A 26572-nucleotide genomic window follows, 5' to 3' on the forward strand; every position below is an offset into this window, starting at 1 on the left:
TATATATTGAGTTTGATTTTCAAGTGATTGAATCAGAAAATCCTGTTAAAACGATACTTTCAAATATCAGGATTTTTTTCGAAGCTAATGGATCAGGAATGATCTTTGTAAGATTATTCCTAAATAAAAACCTGGTTTCAAATGGCATTATATATCTTTCCGCGCGAAAACATGAAAACATTTCTGATAATGACAGTGATGCTGTCCTTATGGAGTTGTGGAAATCCCGATAAAAATAACTCATCTGCTAATGACCTCAACACAGATCAAGAGACGGACAGCATTCAGAATAGCAGACCGGCGCATACTACAGTAAAAGAAAAACGGGTAAGAGAAGTGTATCCCGAGCCAATAGATGAAGAATCCATGCAAAGAGCAGAGATATCCAAGACAGACAGTACGATCCATGTCTACAACAATATAAGAGCAGATTACCGTGTTTTTGGATACAGTAAACCGGATACAACTTCCCAAAAGATGTTTCTGATATCTGTATTTACCAACGATGTAAAAGATAACCCCAACAAGTGTTTGTATGGATCGTATTATGATTCTGCAAGTATGTCGGATATCAGCATTAAATATCTGGCTGATGCGGGAGCATTTGTAAAAGCAAACCTCTACCGGGATGATATCTTACTTGCTCCGGTATATCTGGAAAGGAAGTGGGTAGAATTTGAAGAATAGCAGCCTGTTCATTTTATGCCATTCCGTCTAAAATGAATTGCCCGAAAGTTCCTTTAATCTGATCTCCGATAATTTTGCCTGATACTGAGCGGTGTAGCTTCTGGCCATCGCATTGATATAATTCAATTGCGCAGTTCGCACTTCCAGAGTTGTAATGGTCCCTATTTTAAATTTCTCCAGCGTAATATCCATATTCTCTTTAGCGAGTTCTTCATTTTTCTTCTCCAGATCAACCAGGCCGATATTAGTTATATAAGTCTGGAAAAGAGTAGTGACCTGTGCATTGATCGTCTGTTTCTGTTGTCCGATCTGCAGTTCTGAATTCTCAATTTCGATCTTCGCAATTTTCTCATTTCTGTTTTGGATAAAACCATTGAAAATATTCACAGAAGCCGTTACACCATAGTTGAATCCCTTGCCTTTGTTTTCCGTGGCGAATCCCAGAGACGAGTGCGATTCATTGAAATTATAACCGCTGTTGAGCGCAATGACAGGATAGCGTTCGCCTTTTATCTGTTTAAGGTTATATTCTGATATGCGTTTATTAATGAGTGCCAGCTGGATTTGCGGGTTCTGATTTTCAGCGGTCTGCAACAGTTCACCCAGTTTAAGCTGATCATTGATCGCAATGCTGTCCATCACCCTAAAAGGAGTATTCAGATCACGGGTCATCAGCTGATTGAGATAAGTCTTGGTGTTAGCATACAATTCCTTTTGCTGCAATAAGGCTGTTTTATCCGTATTGAGATCCACCTGAGCATTCAATACTTCCAGTTTTGCAGCTTTTCCGATCTCAAATCTGTTTTTTGCCATAGTCAGACGATATTCTGACAGATCTATAGCCGTATCCAGCGCTTTTAACATTTTCTGTTGCTGCACCAGATCGTAATACGTCGCAATGACTTCACTTACCTGCGTTAGTATTTCATATTTCACTTCCGTCTCACCCTGTTTCTGAATCTCACGCAGCTGGTCATATCTGGCAAACATCCTGAATCCGTCAAAAACAGTCCAGTTCAAGGTTACACCGTAGTTCATATTATCATTTTTGGCATTATTCAGTTCCTGCACCTGTCCGTCAGCCCTTACCTGTCTGGAATTCTGAATAGAATTGGTTCGGGTGAAATTGCCTGTCACCCGTGGCAGGATCCCGGCATTTCCCAAGCTGAAATTTTGCTGATCAATACGTGTATTGTTTTTTGCTATTTTGATATCAAAGTTGTTTTCCAGCGTAATTGTCAGCGCATCTTCCATCGTCAGCAGCTCCTGTGCGTAGGTGCTGAAGCTGATGCTACAAAGCAAAGTAAGCAGTGTCAATGTATGTCTCATCGTCTATTTTTAAACTTCAATATTATCAAATTCAGGTCTGTGTTTTTTTGCTCTGGACCACATGTAATAAATAGCAGGAATCACAAACAGTGTCAGTATGAGGGAGAATATAGTACCGCCTACGATAACGACACCCATCCCGATTCTACTGGTAGCGGCAGCACCCAGAGACAGCGCAATCGGCAAAGCACCCAGAGCGATAGCCAGACTGGTCATCAGGATGGGACGAAGTCTGGATTCGGCAGAGTGCATAATCGCTTCAAATTTTGGCATCCCTTCTTCCCTCAGCTGATTGGCAAATTCTACAATCAGAATACCATTCTTTGTGACCAGTCCTATAAGCATAATCGTTCCGATCTGACTGAAGATATTCCATGTCTGTCCGAACAACCAGAGACTGATCAATGCACCTGCTACGGCCATAGGCACGGTCAGGATAATAATAAACGGATCCAGAAAACTTTCAAACTGAGCCGCCAGAATAAGGTAAATCAATAGCAGAGCCAGACCAAATGCAAACATCGTATTCGAACTACTCTCCACGAAATCGCGGGATTCACCGCTCAGATCTGTCGTGAAGGTTTCATCCAGTACTTTAGCTTTTGCCCGATCCATCGCAGCAATACCGTCATTCATACTCATACCCGGAGCCAATCCTGCAGATACTGTAGCAGACATATACCGGTTATTGTGGTACAATTGGGGAGGACTGCTTTCTTCTTTTAGCTGTACCAGATTATCCAGTTGTACAAGTTGCCCCAGATTATTCTTAACAAAGATTGCACTCAGATCCAGAGGCGTTGCTCTTTTGTCATCTTCAATCTGACCTATCACCTGATACTGCTTGCCATCCTTCATAAAATAACCAAACCGCTGGCCACTCAGGGACATTTGCAGCGTTTGTGAAATATCCAATACCGAAATTCCCATCGTCTGGGCTTTGGCCCGGTCAATAGATACATGAAGCTCCGGTTTATTAAATTTGAGATTGATATCTGTAGTGGAGAAGGTGGGATCATTATTGATTTCTTCCATAAATACCGGAATCTTTTCCCGCAACTTATCAAAATTCTGAGCTTGTATAATATACTGAACCGGCAGACCTCCGCGGCGATTGACAGATATGGTCGGGCGTTGCGAAACATTGGTTCGTACACCGTCGTATTGCTTGGTCCATTTCGTCAATTCCGAAGCTACCTGATCCTGTGAACGGGAGCGATCTCCGGGATCTACAAGTGTCATCCTTACCCGGCCGTTATTGACAGACCCTGTTCCAAAAGTAGGAGAGGTCATCACAAGACTGATTTTGTTTTCAGGAACAGAGTCCGCAATCAACTTATCAAATTCCTGCATATACCTGTCCATATATTCAAAAGTCGCTCCTTCGGGGCCTGTTACGTTGATATTCACATTGCTGCGGTCATCATATGGAGCTGTTTCTTTCTTGATGGATCCGAAGATGATACCGATCACTACAAAACAAAGAATCAGAATCGGAAAACTGATCCATTTTATTTTCATAAAATGCTCAAGTATCTTCGCATATCCGCTATTCATTTTTTCAAAAAACGGTTCTGTCCAGATATAGAATTTAGATTTTTCGTGACCAGTTCCTTTGATGAGATAGGCATTCAGCATAGGGGTCAATGTCAGCGATACGAAGGCCGATACCAGCACCGCAGAAGCTATGACGACCCCAAATTCCCTGAAGAGCCGGCCTACAAATCCCTGCAGAAAGATTACGGGAAGAAATACAGCTGCTAACGTCACCGATATCGAAATAACAGCAAAGAAGATTTCTTTTGATCCCTTCAATGCAGCCTCAATAGGAGACATACCGGCCTCTACTTTCTTAAATATATTTTCGGTGACGACAATACCGTCATCCACGACCAGACCAGTGGCAAGGACAATCGCCAGAAGTGTCAGTACATTGATGGAAAAGCCGAAGATATACATGATAAAGAAAGTCGCAATCAGCGATACCGGAATATCAAGTAAAGGTCGGAGTGCGATTCCCCAGTCTCTGAAGAAAAAGTAAATGATCAACGTTACCAAAGCAATAGAAATCAGTAAAGTCTCCGCCACTTCGATAACAGACTGTTTGATAAATGTGGTATTATCAGCGGCAACATTGAGGGTAATATCTTCAGGGATATCCTCTTTCAGCTGGTCGAGTAATTTGTAAAAATCATTGGCAATGTCGATGTAGTTGGTACCCGGTTGAGGAATAATCGCTACCCCTACCAGTTGCTTCCCATTACTTACCATTTTTGTTTCCAGATTTTCAGCCTGTAATTTAGCATAGCCCACATCACTGAACTTTACAATCCTGTCACTATCTGACTTAATGATAATATCTTCAAATTCTTTTTCAGTCGATAGGTTGCCGACAGTTTTGACGGTAAGTTCGGTATTGGCACCCACGATTTTTCCGGACGGCAGTTCGACATTCTGTGCACTTAGAGCTGCCCTTACATCATCTACTGTTACGCTGTAAGCTGCCAGTTTAGCCGGATCAAACCATAGCCTCATCGCATAACGCTGCTGTCCCCATATCTGTACACTACTTACTCCGGGTATTGTTTGCAGACGCTCACCGATTACATTCTCAGCATAATCACTGAGTTCCAATTTGTCCCGGGTATCACTTTGCATGGTCAGCGTAATGATAGGTTCAGAATCCGCATCGGCCTTGGAAACTACAGGAGGAGCGTCTATATCCTGTGGAAGACTTCGCAGCGCCTGAGACACTTTATCCCGTGTATCGTTCGCTGCTTCCTCCAGGTTCTTTTCCAATTCAAATTCTACAGTAATATTACTTGAACCCTGGCTACTGGAAGATGTAATGTTACGAATACCATCGATAGAGTTGATGGATTTTTCTAAAGGTTCGGTGATCTGAGATTCGATAATATCGGGATTGGCCCCGGCATAATTTGTACGGACAGATACGATAGCGGGATCGATAGAGGGATATTCCCGTACACCCAGAAAACTATACCCGATATAGCCAAACAGGATGATCGTCACGTTAACTACGATTGTCAGTACCGGTCTTTTAATAAATATCGCGGAAAGATTCATCTGTTCTATTTCTTTAATGTGACTTTCACTTCTGCACCATCCTTCAAGGTCAATACACCTGTGGTGAGTACAGTATCTCCGGCTTTAAGTCCGGATAATACAACGATATCCTTATCCGTCCGGCTACCTGTCTGTACTTCCACCTGTTTTGCTTTTCCATTTTCCATGATAAATACTTTCTTACCATCCTGTACCGGTACAATCGCCTGTGAAGGGATCGAGATAGCCGTCACGCTGTCATTGAGCGGCAACAGCACATTCGCATAAGACCCAACTATCAGTTTACTTTCCGGATTCTGCGCCATAGCACGCACGGTCATTGTCCTGGTGTTCAGTGCCACTTCAGGCTCTATAGCATAGATATTACCCTGAAATGTACGCGCATTATTAGATACTGTAAATTCTATTTTGGAATTTGTCTTGAGTTGACTGGCATATTTTTCAGGTACCGAGAAGGTGATCTTTACCCGATTATCTTTTACCAGATTCGTGATCAGTGTCGTCGGCGAAATAATAGTTCCGGGAGAGATATTACGCAAACCAATAGTACCGCTGAACGGTGCCCGTATTGTTGTTTTGGAAATCTGAGCCTGGATCAGTTGAATCTGAGCGAGAGAAGTTTTATAGGCCGCGCTCGCGATATCATATTCCTCCTGACTGATAGCACCTTTTGCCAAAAGTAATTTTGCTCTTCTTTCATTTTCAGCAGTTAACTGATTGTTTGTCTGCGTCTGTTTGAGTTGTGCCTGCAGTTCAATATCATCAATTTTAACTAAAACCTGTCCCTGAGCTATACGTTGCCCTTCATTGAAAAAGATTTTATCTACCCGGCCACTGACTTCACTTCTGACTTCCAGTTTTTCATCGGCATCGATTGTTCCCGATAAGGATAATACATTGTCAAATTCGGTAGGACTGACGATTAGGCCCTCCGCAGTAAGAAGTGTGGATTTAGGCTTATTTCCGTTTGCAGAATTGGCATTGGTCTTATCTTTTCTGAAAAACAATGCATATGCGATCAAGCAGATACCCACAATCAGTATAAGGTAGATGAGCGTCTTTTTTTTCATATTGACTTTAGATCAGTGTTATGTGAGTGAATTGATTATAGGGGTTTGAGGTAATCTTTACTTAAAAAATGTTAAATCATTATGTGTTCCGGTAGTCTTCAATATTCTGATTCCAAATCAAATATATCGATAAGAATCTGTAAATTTTTATTGTCAAAAGCATGTTACAACGTTTTTTATAGTGATATGTATGGTTTGATACCTGCTTTTTAACGGCCCTGTCAATACGATTAAATTGTCATAGAATTTCTAAACTCCATAAAACTTAGGCATTTCTTTTGTTATAATCCCTATATTAGATATTTATTGAAATACCTTAAATCTATCGATAATGATGAAACAATCGGTTTTACCCATATCAATACTGCTGTCAGGTTTGTTTTTAACAAGTTGTGTGAGCAGTGGAAAGTTCAAAAGCCTACAGACAGATTACGATAAGCTGCAAACAGAGCATCGCGATCTAGCACAGAAGTATCAGCAGGGCCAGCTTGACCTGACGGAAGGTCGTACACGTATCAAAAGTCTGGAGGAGCAGTTAGCATACGAAAAGGCAAACAATGCTCAATTGAAAGAGGCATATGCTAATCTGCAGAAGACATTGGATAACAGTATTAATCAGAATTCGCAGGGAAATGTTAATATTTCCAAACTGGTGGATGAGATCAATGCTTCCAATAAGTATATACAGCATCTGGTGAATACAAAAAACAAAAGTGATTCACTTAATATGGTATTGACCAATAATCTGACCCGTTCGCTGAGCAGAGAAGAAATGAAAGATGTCGATGTTCAGGTATTGAAAGGGGTAGTCTATATATCTTTATCAGATAATATGCTTTACAAATCAGGAAGCTATGAAATTTCAGACAAGGCAGGCGAGACATTGAGTAAGATTGCGAAGATTATCCAGGATTACAAAGACTATGAAGTGTTGATCGAAGGTAATACGGATACGGATCCTATTTCTAAAACGAATATCCGCAACAATTGGGATCTGAGTACACTACGTGCTTCTTCAGTTGTACAGGCACTTCAAAATACCTATGGAGTAGATCCTAAACGTCTGACTGCAGGCGGACGCGGACAGTATAATCCTATCGCAGATAACAGTACCGCTGCAGGTAAAATGAAAAACAGAAGAACACAGATCATTATCACACCTAAACTGGATCAGTTTATGGAGTTGATTGACAAGGCTCCGGAAACGGAAAACAGCAGTGTCACAGAAGGTCTGTAAAATAATAAAGTATGAAGGAGGCTCTGATTTATCAGGGCCTTTTTTGTGTCCTAAAAGTTGGTTGCAGTGCTAATTTATTCAATAACGTATATTTTGCACAAAGTAATGCTAAAAAAAATAAATTTTTTTACGTTGATTATGAGTGTGTTAGATATGTGTTAAAAGTACAATCGTTTGCATTTTAGCGTAATAAAGTTCTAATTTTACGCTCAAATTTAAAACTTTTATGGCTACAGAAAAATTAGTCAAACTTGATTTAGCATACCTTGATATTGACAACAGTAATGAGGTAAATTATCAACTGGATGTCTCTACTTTAGTGGAACATGCAATCAAAAATTCAGAAGGTACCTTGTCTGATACAGGTGCGCTGAATGCAAGGACAGGAAAATTCACCGGCCGGTCGCCCAAAGACCGGTATATCGTGAAAGATCAGAAAACAGCAAATCATGTTTGGTGGGGTGACGTTAATCAGTCTATTTCGGAAGAAGCCTTCGAAAAGTTACGCATCAAAGTTGCTGAACATTTGAGTGCTGCACGGCGAATCTATGTCCGTGATGCTATTGCCGGAGCAGATCCTGCATATGCTATTTCGCTACGTGTGATTACAGAAACAGCTTATCAAAGTATCTTTGCCAACAACCTGTTTATCCGTCCTGAAGTGGCAGATGCTTCGGTAGCTCCCCAATGGACTATTCTTGCAGCGCCTTCTCTGGATATGGAGTCCATTGAAGGATATGAGATCCGCAACAAGAATTTTGTCATTATTGATTTCACCCGTAAGATGGTACTGATCGCTGGTACAGGATATACCGGAGAAATCAAGAAGAGTATTTTTTCTATATTGAATTTTATTCTTCCTCTGGAACATGCTGTATTATCTATGCATTGTTCGGCCAACAAAAGCAAAGAAGGAGAGACATCGCTGTTCTTTGGTTTGTCCGGCACTGGAAAAACAACATTATCTGCAGATAGAAATCGGCTCCTGATCGGGGATGATGAGCATGGCTGGTCTGCAGACGGAGTCTTTAATTTTGAAGGAGGCTGTTATGCCAAATGTATAGGTCTTACGGCTGATAAAGAACCGGAAATCTTTAATGCTATCCGATTCGGGGCTTTACTGGAGAATGTGGTCTATGAGCCAGGCACTCGCACGCCTGATTATGAAAATATCTCAATTACGGAAAATATCCGCGTTTCTTACCCTATTTCGTATATGGAAGGAGCTGATCTGTCCGGAAAAGGCAATACACCAAAACATATTTTCTTCCTCACAGCAGATGCATTCGGCGTACTTCCTCCGATCTCTCTGCTCAATAATGAGCAGGCGATGTATCATTTTATTTCAGGATATACAGCGAAAGTAGCCGGTACAGAAGTCGGAGTTATAGAACCTACAGCTACGTTCTCTGCTTGTTTCGGGCAGGCCTTTCTCCCCTTACATCCCGAGCAATATGCAGCGCTTCTGAAAGATAAGTTACTATCCGATCCGTCTATCCGGGTATGGCTGGTCAATACCGGCTGGATAAAAGGACCATACGGGGTAGGACACCGAATCAAACTCAGTTATACCCGAAGTCTGATCCGGGCGGCTATGAGTGGCGAATTGCAGGATACAGATTTCAATAAGCATGAGATATTTGGCTTACGCTACCCGGTAAGTTGCTATGGAATACCGGATGATATCCTTAATGCGAAGAGACTTTGGAAAAATGATGAAGCTTATGATCTTCAGGCAGCCAAACTAGCGGCTCTGTTCATAAGCAATATGAATAAATACGGCGTATCTGAAGATATTTTAAAAGGAGGTCCTCAGGTTGCTGTTCAGAAAGCAGAAGTATAAACAAAATGTAACCTCAAATTATGAAGCAGCCTGCTTAGATTCCTGAGCAGGCTGTATTTGTTTACTGAACCTTATAAGTCATCCCTCTGGAGGCGGGTAGTGTGTCTTTAAAACCAAATTTTTCGTAGAGAAAAGAGGCATCTCCGTCAGCGATCAGACTGACATAACAGGAGGAGGGAAGATTAGTATTGATAAAATCCATCAGATTCCGGATGATCATTTTTCCGACACCCTGCCCCTGATATTCCGGAAGAACTGCAATATCTACCACCTGACAAAAACAACCTGCATCACCAATGATTCTGCCCATTCCGATAATCTGATTCTCATGTTGGATCATGACCGAATGTATAGAATTTCTAAGCCCTGTTTTGGCGGCTTCCTGCGTTTTCGGTGATAATCCCGCAGCCACTCTGAGCTGTCTGTATATATCAACCGGGATAGTATTTTCTATGACTTTCATATATGCTGTAAGCGTTTTTGTTGACGTTCGTTTTATGCTCCTGTCAGACTGTTGCAGGAGAAGGCTTTTCTTTTTTTACCTTTCTTATTTTCAAATATAAGAGCAATACAGATAATAAGAAACAGATAAGCATAATGATGGTTAACGCGATCATAGGTTTGTGAATAAGATAAGCCGGAGCCTGTTCTATAAACAATAACCTGAAAATCTGCAGGTAATGGGTCAGGGGAATGACATCGGATAATACCTGTACCCAATGCGGCATCTGACTTAGCGGCCATGTAAAACCACTGAGGATAAAGCTGGGTGTAGCAATCACCATCAGGATCTCTGTCGCTTTTAATTGATTGGGGACAGCGATGCTGACCAGAATGCCAATAAAGCTGGCCGCTAATATAAATAACGTTGTGGATAAGAGAAATGGCCAGATCTCTACCTGGATAGGCATTTTATAGAAAACAGAGAATCCGTAGTAGAGAGCCATTACTCCGATAGACATCAGGAAGTAGGGGAATACCTTGACAAATATTAATGTAAACGGATTTGAAGTTTTGGAAAGCAATTGCGAAAAAGTATTGTTTTCAAATTCTGAAGCAAAAGACAAGGCTAGTCCTAACAGCAATATCTGCTGGAATACCGTCATCAATACCCCCGGAAGCATAAAATATAAGTAGTTACCGCTTCTGATATTCTGTTTGATGATCGTAGTCTTAAACGGTTCATACTGCTGACTGGCGACATAACCCGGCACCCCTTTTTTCTTTTGGGTTTCGATCTGTATCCCCGCCTTCATTGTGGCGGCACATACATTAACTGCGAGCATAGCATAGTTAGACGTCAGCGTATTGGACGCATCGACAAATACGGCGATCTCCGTCTGTCTGTTCTGGCTGACAGAAGCCATGAACCCTTTCGGAATCTGTACAACTACAGTCGCTTCACGTTCCAATGCGAGTTGGCGGGAGTTGAAACTGTCGTTCAGTATATCGGATACATAGATAACCTCACTCTCATTGAACATATCGATCAGTTTGCTGCTCATAGGCGAACGATCCTCATCTACTACAATGATAGGCAGGTTGGTTACTTTCCCTTTCTTATACACATTGCCAATAAGCACTCCGTAGAGAATCGGAGCACCGATAAACAGAATGCGTAGGACTTTGTTGTTATTAAATAACCTGAACTCACGCTTGATTAATTCCCATATCATTTTCATGCCCGTCTCCTTTACTTAGTCGCTACACTGCTGATGTCTAATGTCGCATTGCTCTTGGTCAGCAGTTCACGAGTTGCATTCTTATCTGCCGGCACTACCTTGATTTCAAACAGAGATTCCTGTTGGTCAAAATCCGGATAGGCAGTAGCAATATTAGCATATGAATTTAATGCTTTGATATACGAAACAGATCCTTTGATTACCTGATTGTCTTTATAAGGAATACGGACATTTACTTCTGTACCCTGGCGTAATGCCGCCATCTTTTTTTCCGTCAGTGTAAAACGGAAATAAGTAGTCTCATCAAGATATCCGTTTACAATAGCGTATCCGGCCAGCGCAAGCTCTCCTACTTTCAGGTTAATACTTTCTACCGTCATATCCTGCGGAGCAATCAGAAAACGTTCCTTAGCAGCTACGTTTACTTCATTGACAGCACCTAATGCACGTTCTTTCTGCCCTAAAGCCATGCGCTGCTGCTCTACACGTGCACCATTGCGAACGTCGCTAAGTTCGGCTTCAGCAGCAATATATTGATTTTTTGCCCCCTGATATTTGGCGTAGACCTCATCATATTTTTGCTGAGGAACCAGACTGTCCCGTAAAAGATTAGAAAGTCTGTTCAATGATTTTTCGGCAAAGTCCAGCTGTTCCTTAAGTCCCGCCACCTTAGCATTCAATTGTTTAAGCTGTCCGTCAGTAGCTCCTTTTCTGGCCATCTCATACTGCGCTTCAGCTGCATCCAGTGCACCTTTAGCTTGTTCCTCTTTGGCAGTGACCTCCGGTATTTCCAGCATAATCAGTGTGTCACCTTTCCGGACGTGTTGTCCCTCACTTACCAATATTTTTTCGATCTTGCCGGGCACTTTCGTCACTACACTCAGTTGATCGCGTTCTATTTTGCCTTCAATGATATGATCCGAATTTTTGTTTTCATTTTTACAAGCTCCAAAAGCAAGTACCAATACTAAGGAAGGTAAAAAACTAATATATCTTTTCATGTTATTTTAATATGCTGTTAAGTAAATCACCAGTGGTATGTAAAACTTCAAGAGCAGATTTACGTTGCTGTAAAATCTGCGAATAGTAGCCCAGGCTCGATTTGTAATAATCATTTTCGGAAGCCAGCAGTTCGGTCACATCTATTAATCCTTCCTGATATTGCTTGGATGAAAGATTAAGATTATTCTTAGCGACTTGTACCTGCTGATCGTTGACCTTTAGTTTTTGATTGGCCGTATTGTATTCTACCTTGTTTTTCTTAAGTAGAAGTCCCAGTTTTTCTGAAATATCATCCTTTTTATTCTGGTTGATATCCAGATCCAGCTTAGCCTGTTTCAGTTTGTTTTTGTGCTCTCCGCCTTTAAAAATTTCCCATTTGGCGCCTACTCCCACAATAAAAGTAGGGAAGAGCTGCAATTGATCGGAGCGCAGATGTATATCTCCCAGCAGGCTGACATCCTGAATCGTCAGCTTGGATTTAAATACATTACTGTATGATGCAGATCCGAACGCAAATACCTGCGGAAGACCGGATCCTTTTTCTTTTTTATATACATACTCATATGCACGTTGTGAAGCATCCAGTGCTTTGAGCTCATAGCGGTTTTCTATGCTGTTTTCCTCCTTATTAATCACGATTCCTTTTAGTTCGTAATTAATATGCTGTAACTGATCTGCCGGCAGGTGCGTATCCTGCTCAAGTTTCTGCAGAAGTAATTCTTTTGAACCTTCCAGTTCTACCTTTTTAGCCTCCAGTTCGAGCATGGCCAGTTTAATCTTATCCCGGTCGTAAGGGATAGCCATACCGTTTTCTATAGCCTTGACTACTTTCAGGTGCTCTTTATTTAAGCGTTTTTCAGAATCAATAATCAGTTTTTCCACTTCTTTCAGCAACATCAACTGATCAAATGTGCTTATAATTTCTTTCGCAATCGTCTCTTTATCAGCCTCCAGCAAATAATTCTGAGCCTGAAGCTTTTCTCTTAAAGCCTTTTGTCCGTTACTGATCTGCAGACCACTAAAGATCACCTGAGTAGCGGTCACACCTACCAATCCTACCTGACCTTGCAAACGAAAGTCCTGCGCACCTTCAAAGAGACTGATAGGGGTATTGCCAATGGGGACAGCAGGCAGGTCAAGTTTACCTCCTGAATTAAAGTAGGAATAAAAACCTGCTGCGGAGACACTGGGAAGCCGTTTGTTGCCCACCATATCACCTTCAATTCTGGTCTTCTGATTTTCCATATCTTTTCCTGCCAGCTCTCTGTTTGTGCGGATGGCACTGCGGATAGGTTCTTTTAATTGCTCATCCACGATATGTTGTGCATGTGCAGCTGAAAGGGCAAAGACTAAGAATAATGTGGTTGTAGTTATTTTTATCATCGTCAAAATACGCTAATTAAAAGTACAATCAAGCGAGTAAAAGGTTTGCTCAAATTAAATTTCAGTAGATTGCCATTAAGTTAATAATTCACTCAAAATAACAATATTTAAACTATTTAATGTTGTTTATGCAACTAAAATTTTGAATAAAAGTCAAGCCTGCTTTTTAGAAAGGGCAGGCTTGACGGGTATACTGTTTGAATAGCAGGAGGATGATTTCCTGCTGAGCAGTCAAAAATTATGCGCCTAACTGAACACGTTTGAAAGCGGAAACAGTCAATCCTTTAGCTACTGAGTCTAAGAATTGAGCGATATTTTTTGAAGAATCTTTTACGAACTCCTGGTTCAATAAAGTAGACTCTTTGTAGAATTTATTCAATTTACCTTGTGCAATTTTTTCTACCATTTCTTCTGGTTTTCCTTCTGCACGGATTTGCTCTTTAGCGATTTCTAATTCGCGTTCGATAGTTTTAGTATCCACACCATCTTTATCGATAGCAACCGGGTTCATCGCAGCGATTTGCATTGCTACGTCTTTACCAGCTTCTTCTACACCTTCACCAGCAGCAGAAAGACCTACTAATACACCCAGACGGTAGTTACCGTGGATATAAGCGATCACTTCTTCAGCCTGAACAGCTTCGTATTTAGAAACTTCGATTTTCTCACCGATTTTACCAGTTTGCTCAATCAAAAGTTCAGCTATCGGGCGACCGTCAATTTCTAAAGCTTTAAGTGCTTCCAGAGAAGCTGGTTGGTTAGCGATAGCAACGTCAGCGATTGACTCAGCAAATGCTATGAAATCAGCATTTTTAGCTACGAAGTCAGTTTCACAGTTTACTTCAACTACAATACCGCTTTTCTTATCGGCAGAAGCTTTTGCAATGATTACTCCTTCGTTAGACTCACGATCCTGACGGCTGGCAGCTACTTTAGCTCCTTTTTTACGCAGGTAATCGATAGCAGCTTCGAAATCACCATTTGCTTCTACTAATGCTTTTTTACAGTCCATCATACCAGCGCCTGTTTGTTGACGCAGTTTGTTTACATCTGATGCAGAAATTTGTACTGACATGTTATTTTTTATTTTTTATAAAATTACATTTTGAAAAGATCACAACTTCTTTTTTTGTGTTAAGCAATTGTGAATTGTTAAACCTTACTCCCGGGTTTTAACAAGAAAACCGGACAGATATGCGCCGTCTTAGGAAATCATGATCTCCACAAACTAACACAGGTCTATCCGGTTTAATATAGAAAATATTATTCTCCGTCTTTCGCTTTGCGAGGGCGTTTAGCACCAGCGTTAGCTTCTTGAGCTTCACCACCGTTGTCCACTTGCGCTTTAGCAGCTGCAGCTTCTTTTTCAGCTTCGTCTTCTTTGTCGCGTTTACGCTCGTCTAATCCTTCCTGGATCGCCTTGCTGATAATACCTGCGATAAGGCTGATGGATTTAGTCGCATCATCATTTGCAGGGATAGGGAAGTCGATGTTAGTAGGGTCAGAGTTTGTATCGACCATTGCAAAAGTAGGGATGTTCAACTTGATTGCTTCAGAAACAGCGATGTGTTCTTTTTTCACATCGATGATGAATAAAGCAGCCGGTAAACGGTTTAAGTCAGCGATACCGCCCAAAAGGCTTTCTAACTTGATACGTTCACGTTGAATCATCAATTTCTCTTTTTTAGACAATACATCATACGTACCATCTTTTTGCATTTTGTCGATGTTCGACATTTTTTTGATGGACTTACGTACTGTTGCGAAGTTTGTAAGCATACCACCTAACCATCTTTCAGTTACGAAAGGCATATTTACTTCTTTCGCTTGTTGTGCGATGATTTCTTTTGCTTGTTTTTTCGTAGCTACGAATAAAACTTTACGACCTGATTTTACGATTTGTTTGATAGCTGAAGCAGCTTCTTCTAATTTCGTAAGAGTTTTGTTCAAGTCAATGATGTGGATACCGTTGCGTTCCATGAAAATGTACTTAGCCATTTTCGGATCCCATTTACGTGTAAGGTGACCAAAGTGCACACCTGCATCCAATAAGTCTTGATAAGTTGTTCTTGCCATTTTTTGATCCTCCTTTGATTAACGTTTACTGAATTGGAATCTTCTACGTGCTTTACGGCGTCCTGGTTTTTTACGCTCAACCATACGGTCATCACGCGTTACTAAACCTTTTGCACGTAATGCAGGTTTTACTGTAGCATCAAGCTCAATAAGTGCTTTTGCAATCGCAAGACGCACAGCCTCAGCCTGACCTTTCACACCACCACCATTCACGTTAACATTGACATCATAATTTCCGGCAGCACCCGCTACTTCAGTAGACTGAGTAACGATGTATTGCAATGGCAATGTTGGGAAATATGTTTTATAATCTTTACCATTTACGGTAATGTTTCCGCTACCAGCAGTTAAGTAAATGCGGGCAACAGCAGTTTTTCTTCTTCCTGAAGTGTTAGTTGTTGACATGTCGATTCTCCTTAAAATTTAACTGGTTTTGGATTTTGCGCATCATGTTTGTGCTCAGTACCAGCATAAACATAAAGGTTTTTAAACAATTGACGTCCTAAACGGTTTTTAGGAAGCATACCACGAACAGCTTTCTCAATGATGCGTTCCGGGTGTTTAGCCAATAATTCCTTAGGAGTAATGAAACGCTGACCACCTGGGTATCCAGTGTAGCGAACGTAAACTTTGTCACCTAATTTATCGCCTGTCAATCTAATTTTGTCTGCATTGATAACAATAACGTTATCTCCACAGTCTACGTGAGGGGTAAATGTTGGCTTGTGTTTTCCACGGATCACTTTCGCAATCTCGCTTGCCAAGCGCCCCAAAATCTCGCCTTCAGCATCAACAACAATCCACTCTTTGTTGACAGTGTTCTTGTTGGCAGAGACAGTTTTGTAACTTAACGTATTCACTTGCTTTTGATTAATTAATTAATAAATTGTTATTATCTTCTTTTCCTTTATCACAAAGGTCTGCAAAGGTACGTCAAATCTTTTTAATATAAAAGCTATTTCTTGTTTATTTTGCTGTAACTCAAACTTTCACATTTATTAACGCTTGCCCTATTAAACTTTTGTGTTCATTTGTCATCTTTTTACTAGCTATTGAGTACTTTAGTATATTATTCATATGAAAGCTGTAATTCTTTAAAATAACATTATAATACATGGTGATAAAAACAAATCGTGCTTGCCGATACTTATTTGTTGTGGTGATGCTACTTCTTCAGTCGGGACTTTATTCCATTGCGGAAGCACAACAGAATGATAAAAAACCTTATCAGGATCAATTGGTACTTATTGAGGCCAAACTCAGAAACGGCGAGTTTCAGGAAGCATTCCGGATCATGGATGAGATCACCGCTAAATACCCCCAGGCTGATGAAGTATATTATGGCAAAGCATTGTTGTACGGCCAGTTTCGTAATTACGATGCGGCAGTGTCAAATATTCAGCAAGCCATAGCACTCAATAAAGACCTTCGTTATTATAATTTTCTGATCGATCTGTACAAGTCCAGACAGGATTATGATAATGCCCTAAGTGTGCTGGATCAGGTGATCACCGAAAAACCGGATGTTCCGCAGGCATACCGGGAAAAGATTATGTTGCTCCATATGCGTAAAAGATCGGACGAAGCATTGACTTTCTATGAAAGTACAAAGAAAAAATTCGGGATATCTGATACACTGGATTTGCTGAAAGCCGAGATTTTGATGAGTCAGAATAAAAATGAGGAAGCGAAACAGATTCTCAAATCATGGGAACAGAAAAATAGTCCGCTTCGTCAGGTCTACAGTACCTTATCCTATCTGTATATACGGGATAAGGATGCCAAACAAGCGGTAGCAACTGTCGAGAAGGGAATCAATATTACGCATGATGATCTGCTGTATCTGGATATGGCGGATGCCTATTCTGCAGCAAAAAACCAGAAACAGGCATATGTTTATCTCAAAAAAGCATTCGAATCGGACAAAATCGATTTTCAGGAAAAAAACCGTGTTGTACACGCGCTATTGATAAGGGAGAATGGTTTTACGCTGGATCAGTTGCAGGATCTGACTAATGTGCTGGTCTTGAAACATCCCCGTATGGCAGAAAGCCATATGGCCAAAGGAGATGTGATGTGGAGACGTAAAGATCCGCAGGGCGCCCGTTCCTTATTTCTGGTCGCAGTCGGGATTAATCCGGCCAATATTGATGGCTGGCGTATGCTTGTTAATACAGATATGGCACTTCAGGAAGTAGATGTAGCTATTGTACATGGTATGGAAGGGTTGAGGGCCAATCCGAACAATCCTACATTGCTGTATTTTACCGGACTGGCATATCTTATGAAAGACGATAAGGATAATGCACGCGAACTATTAGAACAGGCGCTGAATAACAGTGAGAATGAGAACAAATTTGTACAGTCTAATATTTATGCAGCATTAGGCGATGTCTATCATCAGCTGAAAATGGAGTCCGCATCTGATGTCGCTTACGAAGAGGCGATCAAGCTGGACAGTACCAATGTCACGGCAATGAATAATCTGGCCTACTATCTATCTCTGCGAAAAAAGGATCTGGAAAAGGCAGCTACCTATTCTAAACTGTCAAATGAACTGGATCCTGCCTCGGCAACATTTCAGGACACGTATGCATGGGTCTTATTTCAACAGGAAAAATATAGCGAAGCATTGGTATGGATCGAACGTTCCATCAAGAACTCGGCACAGGCTTCCGCAACACTACTGGATCACTACGGAGACATTCTGTTTCATGTCGGAAGAGAGAAAGATGCTGTAAAGCAATGGGAGAAAGCATTGGTTCTGGCTGATTCTGAAGATATAGATAAAGAAAAACTGGCGATTAAAATAAAAAACAGAAAATATGTGGAGTAAATGGAGCATAGGATTGATGGTGATGGCACTGACATTGTATTCCTGTAAGAGTAAAAAGAGTATAACGACTAAGGAACAACCGAAAGTCGTATCTCCTATAAATTCAACTGCCGATGCAATCAAGACATTTGAGTTGAGTAATCTGGACTTTCATACTTTCTCCGGAAAAGCAAAAAGTACAATTACGCTGGGGGATAAGTCCTATGATGCTACTGCTAATGTACGGATAGAGCGGAATAAGGCGATATGGATATCGGTTACCTCTTTTCTTTCGATTGAAGTCGCGCGCATCCTTATCACACCTGATAGTGTCAAGATCCTGAATAAACTGCAGGGAGAGTATATCTCCAAACCTTTCAGTTATATATACCAGTATACCAACCGGGCTGTTACATTTTCTAATCTTCAGGATATCCTGATAGGAAATGTATCTTCCAAATTACTCAATACCGACAATCTGCAGATGGCCAGCAGTTCACAGGATACACAGATGGTCGGTATTAAAGATGGTATGAGATTTCATTATATTATCAATACGGATAACCGTCCGGTTACCTTCCGCTTATCAGAAGACGGACGTAATCAAAAGCTTGAAGCCATTTATGGTCAACATTCTGTTGTGTCTGGATACAATTTTCCGCAAAAATTACGTTTGAATCTGATAGGAGAGAATACCAAGGTGACTGCAGATCTGGTCTTTAATAAGGTCAATTTTAATGAAATTCTGGAATTACCATTTAATGTACCTTCAAAATATAAGGTAATAAATTAGTGAATATTAATATATAATGCGTTAGTTTTATTACTTTCGCAAACTGTAGTTCTTTATCTTTATGTGTTTCACGTGAAGGTAGAGGGAGTAATGAAAATCAGTTCATGGGTTTTAAAAAAGTATTATTAAGCATATTAGCACTGTTTTTTGTAGTGACTGCAAGTAAGGCACAGAGTAGTGCTTTATTACAGAAGCAAAGAGAGCAATTGACCAAAGAGATTGCCGAACTGCAAAAAGTATTACAAAATACCACTAAGGAGAGAAAACTTTCCCAACAGGAGGTCAATGCGCTGAGTAAGCAATTGAATCTTCGTGAGGAGAAGATATCTACTATCAATGCCGAAGTACGATTGATCGATAATCAGATCTCCAGTAATAACAAGGCCGTAGATGCACTGAAGGCTGAGCTCGAAAAGCTACGAAAGGATTATGAGAAAATGATCATGTTTGCTTTTCGTAATAAGAATGCGTACAGTAAGATGATGTTTATCTTTGCATCAAAAGATTTTAATCAGGCTTACCGTCGTGTAAAATACCTTCAGCAGTTTAATGATTCCCGAAAAATAAAAGCGGACGAAATAGAGGCCACTCAAAACAAGATCAAACAAAAAATTGCGCAACTGCAGGCCGATAAGAATAAAAAGAATGTCCTGCTGAAGGATCAGCAAAATGAACGTTCTGTAATCGCTAAAGATAAAGCCGAGCATTCGAAAGTATTAAATGAACTGGCCTCTCAGGAGCGTAACGTAAAATCGCAGTTGAGTAAAAAGCAACAGCAGGAACGTAAACTGGCAGCACAGATTAAAGCAGCCATCGCACGTGAGATCGCTGAAGAAAGAAGAAGAGCAGAAGCTGAGCGTAAGCGTCTTGCCGAAGCTGAAGCCCGTAAAACAGGTAAAACAGTAGCAGAAGTAGAGAAAAATACCAAACGCAAATCAGACGGAGATGTGTTGAAATCTACGCCTGAGGCAGCCCGTTTATCTGCAGATTTCAAATCCAACAGGGGCAGACTCCCTTGGCCGGTGGGACAGGGTAATATCATCCGTAAATTCGGTATGGGCTCTTACGGAAGAAATGTAACGGTGTACAATCCGGATATCGTTATCCGTACCGGTGAGAATGCAACGATAAAAGCGGTATTCCCGGGTACAGTTGTGCAGGCCTTTACATCTGCAGGTTCTGGTAATGTTATTATAAACCATGGAGAGTATTTTACCGTATATAGTGATATGAAAGGATTATCCGTGTCCAAAGGTCAGAAAGTCTCTGCAGGACAGGCTATAGGTACAGCAGGAGAGGATACAGAGGAAGGTATTTCCCTTGTTAAATTCTCTATCTTCCAAGGAATGACGGAGTTAAATCCGGAATCTTGGCTGGCAAGATAATAGAAATAAAAAATTAAATGTTTACCTTTGGAAGATTTCACCGGGGGTGAGTTAAAGCAATAGGGCATAAAAAATAAACACAAAAATAGATTATGTTAACATCAGGGCTATTATTTATAGGAACGCAAGAGATCATTATCATTGTTATCTTGGTTCTGTTATTATTTGGGGGTAAAAAGATTCCTGAATTAATGCGTGGATTGGGACGTGGAGTGAAAGAGTTTAAGGATGGGCAGCGGGAAGAACCTACTGAGTCCGGCAACAACAATACGAATAACAAAGAAAATTCAAATAACGCCCACTAATGGACGTCCAGAACAAAAGATTCCAATGTGATCAGATCTCAAAGGAATCTTTTGTTTTTTCAACCGTTTTCAAAAGCTGACAAGGGATATTCAGCAGTTGAAAAGACCGAAATTATAAACATGCATGGAAGTACAGCTGATGTTTGAATAAACAAAGGCTATTATAGAATAGGGATTCAACCTTATTTTATGCATTAAATTGATCTTATGGTTAAAATGAAAGTGACGACCCTGTCTTTATTTGGCTTTTTGTGTATCGCACAGGCTAATGTTCAAGGTCAATCCTCTTCATCTTTTAAAGATGATCTACAAACTACACTTCTGCAAAATCTGGCAGATGAAAACACACAGATCTTAAAGGAACTTGACAGTATTAAATTTGTCAACGCCGGAGAAAAAAACGTCGATAATGTCGTTTTTGATATTCAGGATGTGGGAATAGTACGCAAATTACTCTCCCTCCAGCGGGAAGTGCCGTTAAATTACAATGCTCAGGTACGTAATTATATAGAACTATACAGTTCTAAGAATTATAAACCACATATGAGTAAAATGCTTGGACTGGGTCAGTACTACTTCCCGATCTATGAAAAGATCTTCAAAGAAATGAATGTTCCGGATGAGATCAAATACCTGTCCATTGTCGAATCAGCACTCAACCCGCACAGTGTATCACGTGTAGGCGCTACGGGACCATGGCAATTTATGTACGGAACAGCCAAATCGTACAACCTCATCATGGATAATTATCTGGATGAGCGGAAAGATCCTTATGCATCATGCTATGCTGCAGCCAGATACATGCAGGATTCTTATCAGGAATTCGGCGACTGGCTGGTTGCTATTGCATCATATAACTGCGGAAAAGGAAACATCAAACGTGCAATAGCCAAATCAGGAAAAACCAATCCCAACTTCTGGGAGATATCTGCATATCTTCCGAAAGAAACCCGCAATTACGTACCGGCTTTTATTGCTATGACTTATATGATGGGATATGCAGCTGAAAATAATATTGAAGCTGCAACAACAGATTATCATTTGGCTACGGATATGATGATGGTTGACAAATCTCTTAATCTGAATAGTATTGCTCAGGCGCTTAATCTCTCAGAAGAGGCTTTAAAAATGCTCAATCCGGGATACAAGAAAGGAATAGTTAACGGAACGGCAGAGATGCCACGCAGGCTTGTTATACCTAAACTGACAGGCATGGACGAAGAGAAGCTCTATACTGCTCTTAATTCGCCTGTAGAGACTATGGGCGCAGTTGTTGAAGCCGTTAATGATGATCTGCGCGTATCTCCTAATGCGATGACCAGACACCGTGTCAGAAAGGGAGAGACATTGCAGAGTATTTCCAGGAAATTCGGGGTGAGTGTACAAAACCTGAAAGCATGGAATGATATCTCTTCAAGTCGTGCTCCGGTAGGTCGTACCCTGATCGTATCCAGTCCGGGAGTCAATGAACGCTTAGCGAGCCGTGTAAGTAAGAGTAAGGCTGCTACCACCAGCAAAAAATCTACGAGCACTTATCTGAGCTATACAGTAAAGAGAGGGGATACGTTGTCGGATATCGCCAACAAATATAAAGGTGCTACCGTAAGTAATATTAAGGCAGACAACGGACTGAGCAGCAGTAAACTCAAACCCGGAATGAAATTGAAAATCAAGAAATAGAAAAACGAATGTTTTTCATATGAATGTACAGGATGCGGTCCGGTTATACTAACCAGGCCGCATCTTCTGTTTTATCGTATTCTTCCAAAGTCACTTCCACATGTTCCTTCAGGATAGTCGAAAGCTTCAGGCCATAATAATCGCTGAAAATAGGAAATTTGTGATGACTTCTGTCAATCAGTACAGCTGTTCTCATCTTTTTCAACGGAACGTCCAGAAAGATTCCTAAGCCATACGCTAAAGCTCTTCCGCTGTTCAGTACATCATCGACAAGGATCACCACTTTATCTTTCGCTGTAGATGCTGCTACGTCTGTAGAACCCACCAGGCTCCGGCTGGTCTTGTTGATCGTTACTTTGATCAGCTCGATTGTTTTTTCGGGCGCTAACGTAACAAGAATTTTCTGAAGACGCTGAGCGAAGATATAGCCTCTGTCTGCAATGCCTACAATGACGATTGCCTTTTCCTCAAAATTATCTTCAAGTATCTGATAGGCAATACGAATTGACTTTTGTTTGATTTGCTCTTTATTTAGAATAAGGGTTTTTTTTGAAGACATACGGCTCAAATTTTACTGAGGTAAAAATAAGAAATCTTTTAAACAAAAAAGTCCGATTGCATGAACAATCGGACTTTTGAATACTGTTTTATTGATTAATTGACAGTTGCTTTTCTTTCTTTAAGAAGATCTGCAGTCAATACTCTTCCAATTTCTTCTGAATTCTCAATCGGCATACGTCCGCCGTTGTAGTAGTAGCGCTTCCAGTAAGCCTCATTCAGATTACTGATCATAACACCTTTACTGGATGAAGCGTGTGCAAATTTGTCATCTCCAAGGTATACCCCTATGTGTGTGATGCTTTTGCTTCTGATTTTAAAGAAAACCAGATCTCCCGCTTTTAGTTCACTTTTGCCGATAGGATCTACCTGTGTGTAGATATTACGGCTATTGTAACCGATAGAAGTGTTAAAAACTTTGTCGTATAGTTCGTATGCAAACTTCGAGCAGTCAATACCTCTTTTGGAGTCGCCTCCGAGACGGTAAGGAGTACCGATCCAGTCGTATACAAATTGATAAAGTTTGGTATTTGTAGTTGCTGAAACAGCTACACCCATGATTTGCGAGAAATAATCTTTTGCTAAGTTATCAGGATCGGCTGATTCTGATTTGGATTGGGTTTTGGTTGATTGTGCCTGCGACACTAGACATAAGCCTATAAATAGCACTAAAGCTACTATTTTCTTTGTTTTCATTCAATCGCTTTATTAATACAACTTTAAACTTTTACATGCGCACTGTATATTTTATTCTACAGCACTGTCGCAAAACTAAGTCATTCTGTCTAGCAATCCAAACTTTTTGACGCAGATTTAACAATTCTTTAACCTTTTTTAACAATTCAAAACCGAAGCTTTCTGAGCTGTATAAGACAGTATTTCATTAAAAAGTTAACGAAATATAGCTTTAAAGGCGAATTTGATAAAAAAGATAAAATATTTTTGAATATTTCGAAATTAATATCCTACCTTTAGCACAAGCAAAAAACAGAAATGAATTTTAACACCATTACTACATCGATTATTATTACCACCGGGGGCATATACGCGGAGGAAGTAGTTTCTATGTATTAAAAAGTGTACATAATATTGATGAAAACGCCTTCCTCCGCAAAGAGGAAGGCGTTTTTTGTTTTAATCAGTCAACTAAACAGTATAATTAAATATGAAAGTTCTAAAATTCGGTGGTACATCAGTAGGCTCGGCAGACAGCATCCGCTCAGTGCTCGCCATTGTAACAGCCGCTTATCAGGCAGGAGAGAAACCCTTAGTCGTATTATCCGCTATGTCAGGCATTACCAATCTGCTAACGCAGATGGCGGAAGATGCTGCTGAAGGAAAACCATTTGAGTCCGGGATAAAAGTTCTGGAAGAAAAACACTTTGAAGTGGTCCGGAAACTGATCGCTGTAAAATTCCAGAATCCTGTTTTTACCAAATTGAAGTTGTTCTTCAATGAAATAGAAGATCTGCTTCAGGGAATCTATGCACTGAAAGAGCTGAGCAATCAAAGCCGGGATCTGGTGGTGAGTTATGGGGAGCGCTGCTCTACCTTTCTGGTGTCAAAAATAGCCGAACAGCATCTGGAGGAATCCTTGTTTGTAGACGCTTCACATTATATCAAGACAAATTCAAATTTTGGACATGCCAGTGTCAATGATGAGATCACCGATCAACTGATCCGTGCACTGGCCAATACTAATGCTGACAAACTGATGTTTGTAACCGGATTTATCGGTTCTAACGAAAATGGACGTATTACGACTTTAGGTCGGGGAGGATCAGACTATACAGCTGCTATATTCGGGTCTGTACTGAATGCTTCGGCTATAGAGATATGGACAGATGTAAACGGTATGCTGACTGCAGATCCGCGTATCGTGAAGAAAGCATTCTCTTTGCCAGTTCTCTCTTATACAGAAGCAATGGAGCTTTCCTATTTTGGTGCGAAGGTGATTTATCCGCCGACCATGATTCCTGCATTCCTGAAGAAAATTCCGATTATTATCCGTAATACATTCCAGCCGGAATTTGAGGGAACAGTTATTCAGTTTGACAGCGGAAAGACCAGTTATCCGATAAAAGGTATTTCTTCTATCAGCGATATCTCTGTGATCAATCTGAGCGGTTCAGGTATGATCGGCAAATCCGGTTTCAGCGGTCGTCTGTTCACCTTACTTGCACGCGAACAGATCAATGTCGTATTGATTACGCAGTCTTCTTCCGAGCACAGTATTACATTTGCCGTGCACCCGGATGATGCGCGCAAGGCTGTTCAGCTTATAGAAGCAGAGTTTGAGCTGGAACTGGAAGCAAATAAACTGGTACGGCCTGAAATTGAAAATGATCTTTCCGTACTTGCCATTGTCGGTGAGAATATGAAGAAAACCCCGGGAATGTCGGGCAAACTATTCGCCGCACTGGGAAGAAACGGTATCAATGTACGTGCAATTGCCCAGGGATCTTCTGAATTTAATATCTCGGTGATCATCTCCAAGATCGATCTTGCAAAGGCACTGAATGCGGTTCATGATGCTTTCTTTGCTGAACTCAAGAAAACGCTGCATGTCTTTAATCTGGGGACAGGGAATATTGGTTCGACATTGTTCAAACAATTGGAGAATCAGCATGATTTCCTTTCTGATAAAAATGATATTGATATCAAGGTAGTGGGGATATCGAATAGCCGGAAGATGGTTTTCAGTGAATCAGGGATCAATCTGGGTAACTGGGAAGAGGATCTGAACGAAAATGGTATAGATGCTGACTTGCCACTGTTTGTAGAGAAGATGAAAGCAATGAATCTGCCTAACTGTGTTTTTATAGATAATACAGCAAGTAAAATCCCGTCTTCCTATTATGAAGATATCTTCAGATCCAATATATCCATTGTAACCTGCAATAAGATTGCAAATTCGGGCAAATATGAGCAGTATAAGTCTCTGCATGACACTGCGCGTAAATATGGTGTAGATTTCTTTTATGAAACAAATGTCGGTGCAGGACTGCCCATTGTACGGGTTCTTAAAGATCTGATGATGAGCGGAGACCGTATTATCAAGATAGAAGCGATCCTGTCCGGAACAATATCCTATATTTTCAATAACTTTAAAGAAAATGCTTCGTTCTATGACGTGGTTATGAAAGCACAGGAACTGGGGTATACAGAGCCTGATCCGCGTGATGACCTCGGAGGAGTGGATTTCATGCGTAAGATGCTGATTCTGGCGCGTGATGCAGGTCATGCCATTGAATCTGAAGATGTAGATCTGGGCGCCATTCTGCCTGAAGCCTGTCTGAAAGCAGATAGTGTGGCTTCTTTTTATGAAGAACTGAAAAAAGAGGATGCGTATTTCGAGGCATTAAAAGCAAAAGCTAAGGCTGAGAATAAAGTAATCCGTTATATCGGTAAACTTGAAAATGGGAAAGTGGCTATTTCAGTACAATTAGTGGATGAGACGCACCCTTTCTATTCACTTTCGGGAAGCGACAATATTATCTCCTTTACAACCGAACGCTATAAGGAACGTCCTCTCGTTGTCAAAGGACCGGGAGCAGGTGCTGAGGTAACAGCTGCAGGTGTATTTGCGGATCTGGTGAATGTCGGTGCTTAATCCTGATGACTGAAATACAATTACTGA

Annotated in this window: 22 protein-coding genes; 9 read left to right on the forward strand and 13 right to left on the reverse strand. The window is 40.8% G+C overall.

Going from position 1 to position 26572, the window contains the following annotated elements:
• Positions 1-141 precede the first annotated feature (141 nt).
• A complete protein-coding gene (locus I6J03_RS13705) occupies positions 142-687 on the forward strand; it encodes a hypothetical protein (RefSeq protein ID WP_003011943.1) in 546 nt (181 codons plus the stop codon).
• Positions 688-714: 27 nt separating this feature from the next.
• Here the strand turns inward: I6J03_RS13705 and I6J03_RS13710 are convergent, their stop codons facing one another.
• From I6J03_RS13710 to I6J03_RS13720, 3 genes are read right to left on the reverse strand one after another with little or no spacing between them, the layout of a single operon-like run.
• The gene (locus I6J03_RS13710; protein WP_003011945.1) at positions 715-2016 is read right to left on the reverse strand and encodes a TolC family protein; all 1302 of its coding nucleotides are present in this window, start codon (positions 2014-2016) and stop codon (positions 715-717) included.
• A 9-nt stretch (positions 2017-2025) separates the two neighbouring features.
• Positions 2026-5103 (reverse strand): efflux RND transporter permease subunit, encoded by a 3078-nt coding sequence (locus I6J03_RS13715; protein WP_003011947.1) that lies wholly within the window; start codon positions 5101-5103, stop codon positions 2026-2028.
• Positions 5104-5108: 5 nt separating this feature from the next.
• On the reverse strand, positions 5109-6173 hold the full coding sequence (locus I6J03_RS13720) for an efflux RND transporter periplasmic adaptor subunit (RefSeq protein ID WP_003011948.1): 1065 nt from the start codon (positions 6171-6173) through the stop codon (positions 5109-5111).
• A gap of 331 nt (positions 6174-6504) precedes the next feature.
• Between I6J03_RS13720 and I6J03_RS13725 the strand changes: the two genes are divergently transcribed.
• Positions 6505-7410, forward strand: a complete 906-nt coding sequence (locus tag I6J03_RS13725; RefSeq protein ID WP_003011950.1) for an OmpA family protein — start codon at positions 6505-6507, stop codon at positions 7408-7410.
• A 226-nt stretch (positions 7411-7636) separates the two neighbouring features.
• Positions 7637-9253 (forward strand): phosphoenolpyruvate carboxykinase (ATP), encoded by a 1617-nt coding sequence (pckA, locus tag I6J03_RS13730; RefSeq protein WP_003011954.1) that lies wholly within the window; start codon positions 7637-7639, stop codon positions 9251-9253.
• 61 nt (positions 9254-9314) lie between these two features.
• Here the strand turns inward: pckA and I6J03_RS13735 are convergent, their stop codons facing one another.
• From I6J03_RS13735 to rplM, 8 genes are all read right to left on the reverse strand, one after another.
• Positions 9315-9716, reverse strand: coding sequence for a GNAT family N-acetyltransferase (locus I6J03_RS13735; protein WP_003011956.1), 402 nt, complete (start codon positions 9714-9716; stop codon positions 9315-9317).
• Between the two features lie 43 nt (positions 9717-9759).
• Entirely contained in the window at positions 9760-10935 is a 1176-nt protein-coding gene (locus tag I6J03_RS13740; protein ID WP_003011958.1) for an ABC transporter permease, read from the reverse strand.
• An 11-nt stretch (positions 10936-10946) separates the two neighbouring features.
• Complete coding sequence (locus I6J03_RS13745) at positions 10947-11936, reverse strand: HlyD family secretion protein (RefSeq protein ID WP_003011960.1); 990 nt, start codon at positions 11934-11936, stop codon at positions 10947-10949.
• A gap of 1 nt (position 11937) precedes the next feature.
• The gene (locus tag I6J03_RS13750; RefSeq protein WP_201693737.1) at positions 11938-13320 is read right to left on the reverse strand and encodes a TolC family protein; all 1383 of its coding nucleotides are present in this window, start codon (positions 13318-13320) and stop codon (positions 11938-11940) included.
• Between the two features lie 238 nt (positions 13321-13558).
• Positions 13559-14395: a translation elongation factor Ts gene (gene tsf / locus I6J03_RS13755; RefSeq protein WP_003011966.1), complete on the reverse strand. Its 837-nt coding sequence runs from the start codon at positions 14393-14395 to the stop codon at positions 13559-13561.
• Positions 14396-14583: 188 nt separating this feature from the next.
• Positions 14584-15396 (reverse strand): 30S ribosomal protein S2, encoded by an 813-nt coding sequence (rpsB, locus tag I6J03_RS13760; RefSeq protein ID WP_002993088.1) that lies wholly within the window; start codon positions 15394-15396, stop codon positions 14584-14586.
• A gap of 18 nt (positions 15397-15414) precedes the next feature.
• Entirely contained in the window at positions 15415-15801 is a 387-nt protein-coding gene (rpsI, locus tag I6J03_RS13765) for a 30S ribosomal protein S9 (protein ID WP_002993089.1), read from the reverse strand.
• An 11-nt stretch (positions 15802-15812) separates the two neighbouring features.
• Entirely contained in the window at positions 15813-16256 is a 444-nt protein-coding gene (gene rplM, locus I6J03_RS13770; protein ID WP_002993090.1) for a 50S ribosomal protein L13, read from the reverse strand.
• 254 nt (positions 16257-16510) lie between these two features.
• Between rplM and I6J03_RS13775 the strand changes: the two genes are divergently transcribed.
• The 5 genes from I6J03_RS13775 (at position 16511) to I6J03_RS13795 (ending at position 22374) form a co-directional block, all read left to right on the forward strand.
• A complete protein-coding gene (locus I6J03_RS13775; RefSeq protein ID WP_003011971.1) occupies positions 16511-18232 on the forward strand; it encodes a tetratricopeptide repeat protein in 1722 nt (573 codons plus the stop codon).
• Positions 18222-19004, forward strand: coding sequence for a DUF4292 domain-containing protein (locus I6J03_RS13780; protein ID WP_003011973.1), 783 nt, complete (start codon positions 18222-18224; stop codon positions 19002-19004). The genes I6J03_RS13775 and I6J03_RS13780 overlap by 11 nt, the downstream gene beginning before the upstream one ends.
• Positions 19005-19108: 104 nt before the next feature.
• Positions 19109-20389, forward strand: a complete 1281-nt coding sequence (locus tag I6J03_RS13785; protein ID WP_002993093.1) for a murein hydrolase activator EnvC family protein — start codon at positions 19109-19111, stop codon at positions 20387-20389.
• A 92-nt stretch (positions 20390-20481) separates the two neighbouring features.
• A complete protein-coding gene (locus tag I6J03_RS13790; RefSeq protein WP_003011975.1) occupies positions 20482-20694 on the forward strand; it encodes a twin-arginine translocase TatA/TatE family subunit in 213 nt (70 codons plus the stop codon).
• 207 nt (positions 20695-20901) lie between these two features.
• Positions 20902-22374, forward strand: a complete 1473-nt coding sequence (locus tag I6J03_RS13795; protein WP_003011976.1) for a lytic transglycosylase domain-containing protein — start codon at positions 20902-20904, stop codon at positions 22372-22374.
• A 43-nt stretch (positions 22375-22417) separates the two neighbouring features.
• Here I6J03_RS13795 and I6J03_RS13800 read toward each other — a convergent pair whose 3' ends face one another.
• Both I6J03_RS13800 and I6J03_RS13805 read right to left on the reverse strand, forming a co-directional pair.
• Entirely contained in the window at positions 22418-22933 is a 516-nt protein-coding gene (locus I6J03_RS13800; RefSeq protein WP_002993096.1) for a phosphoribosyltransferase family protein, read from the reverse strand.
• Positions 22934-23028: 95 nt separating this feature from the next.
• The gene (locus tag I6J03_RS13805; protein ID WP_003011978.1) at positions 23029-23628 is read right to left on the reverse strand and encodes a C40 family peptidase; all 600 of its coding nucleotides are present in this window, start codon (positions 23626-23628) and stop codon (positions 23029-23031) included.
• Between the two features lie 469 nt (positions 23629-24097).
• On the opposite strand from I6J03_RS13805, the gene thrA reads away from it, so the two are divergent.
• Positions 24098-26545, forward strand: a complete 2448-nt coding sequence (gene thrA, locus I6J03_RS13810; RefSeq protein WP_004336582.1) for a bifunctional aspartate kinase/homoserine dehydrogenase I — start codon at positions 24098-24100, stop codon at positions 26543-26545.
• Positions 26546-26572: the final 27 nt, after the last annotated feature.

The organism is Sphingobacterium spiritivorum, assembly GCF_016724845.1.
Classification (GTDB): domain Bacteria; phylum Bacteroidota; class Bacteroidia; order Sphingobacteriales; family Sphingobacteriaceae; genus Sphingobacterium; species Sphingobacterium spiritivorum_A.

What these genes read in the sequence shown, in the direction of transcription:
- I6J03_RS13705 (WP_003011943.1), top strand. Translation starts at nt 142, where the DNA reads ATGGCATTATATATCTTTCCGCGCGAAAACATGAAAACATTTCTGATA.
- I6J03_RS13710 (WP_003011945.1), bottom strand. Translation starts at nt 2,016, where the DNA reads ATGAGACATACATTGACACTGCTTACTTTGCTTTGTAGCATCAGCTTC.
- I6J03_RS13715 (WP_003011947.1), bottom strand. Translation starts at nt 5,103, where the DNA reads ATGAATCTTTCCGCGATATTTATTAAAAGACCGGTACTGACAATCGTA.
- I6J03_RS13720 (WP_003011948.1), bottom strand. Translation starts at nt 6,173, where the DNA reads ATGAAAAAAAAGACGCTCATCTACCTTATACTGATTGTGGGTATCTGC.
- I6J03_RS13725 (WP_003011950.1), top strand. Translation starts at nt 6,505, where the DNA reads ATGATGAAACAATCGGTTTTACCCATATCAATACTGCTGTCAGGTTTG.
- pckA (WP_003011954.1), top strand. Translation starts at nt 7,637, where the DNA reads ATGGCTACAGAAAAATTAGTCAAACTTGATTTAGCATACCTTGATATT.
- I6J03_RS13735 (WP_003011956.1), bottom strand. Translation starts at nt 9,716, where the DNA reads ATGAAAGTCATAGAAAATACTATCCCGGTTGATATATACAGACAGCTC.
- I6J03_RS13740 (WP_003011958.1), bottom strand. Translation starts at nt 10,935, where the DNA reads ATGAAAATGATATGGGAATTAATCAAGCGTGAGTTCAGGTTATTTAAT.
- I6J03_RS13745 (WP_003011960.1), bottom strand. Translation starts at nt 11,936, where the DNA reads ATGAAAAGATATATTAGTTTTTTACCTTCCTTAGTATTGGTACTTGCT.
- I6J03_RS13750 (WP_201693737.1), bottom strand. Translation starts at nt 13,320, where the DNA reads ATGATAAAAATAACTACAACCACATTATTCTTAGTCTTTGCCCTTTCA.
- tsf (WP_003011966.1), bottom strand. Translation starts at nt 14,395, where the DNA reads ATGTCAGTACAAATTTCTGCATCAGATGTAAACAAACTGCGTCAACAA.
- rpsB (WP_002993088.1), bottom strand. Translation starts at nt 15,396, where the DNA reads ATGGCAAGAACAACTTATCAAGACTTATTGGATGCAGGTGTGCACTTT.
- rpsI (WP_002993089.1), bottom strand. Translation starts at nt 15,801, where the DNA reads ATGTCAACAACTAACACTTCAGGAAGAAGAAAAACTGCTGTTGCCCGC.
- I6J03_RS13775 (WP_003011971.1), top strand. Translation starts at nt 16,511, where the DNA reads ATGGTGATAAAAACAAATCGTGCTTGCCGATACTTATTTGTTGTGGTG.
- I6J03_RS13780 (WP_003011973.1), top strand. Translation starts at nt 18,222, where the DNA reads ATGTGGAGTAAATGGAGCATAGGATTGATGGTGATGGCACTGACATTG.
- I6J03_RS13785 (WP_002993093.1), top strand. Translation starts at nt 19,109, where the DNA reads ATGGGTTTTAAAAAAGTATTATTAAGCATATTAGCACTGTTTTTTGTA.
- I6J03_RS13790 (WP_003011975.1), top strand. Translation starts at nt 20,482, where the DNA reads ATGTTAACATCAGGGCTATTATTTATAGGAACGCAAGAGATCATTATC.
- I6J03_RS13795 (WP_003011976.1), top strand. Translation starts at nt 20,902, where the DNA reads ATGGTTAAAATGAAAGTGACGACCCTGTCTTTATTTGGCTTTTTGTGT.
- I6J03_RS13800 (WP_002993096.1), bottom strand. Translation starts at nt 22,933, where the DNA reads ATGTCTTCAAAAAAAACCCTTATTCTAAATAAAGAGCAAATCAAACAA.
- I6J03_RS13805 (WP_003011978.1), bottom strand. Translation starts at nt 23,628, where the DNA reads ATGAAAACAAAGAAAATAGTAGCTTTAGTGCTATTTATAGGCTTATGT.
- thrA (WP_004336582.1), top strand. Translation starts at nt 24,098, where the DNA reads ATGAAAGTTCTAAAATTCGGTGGTACATCAGTAGGCTCGGCAGACAGC.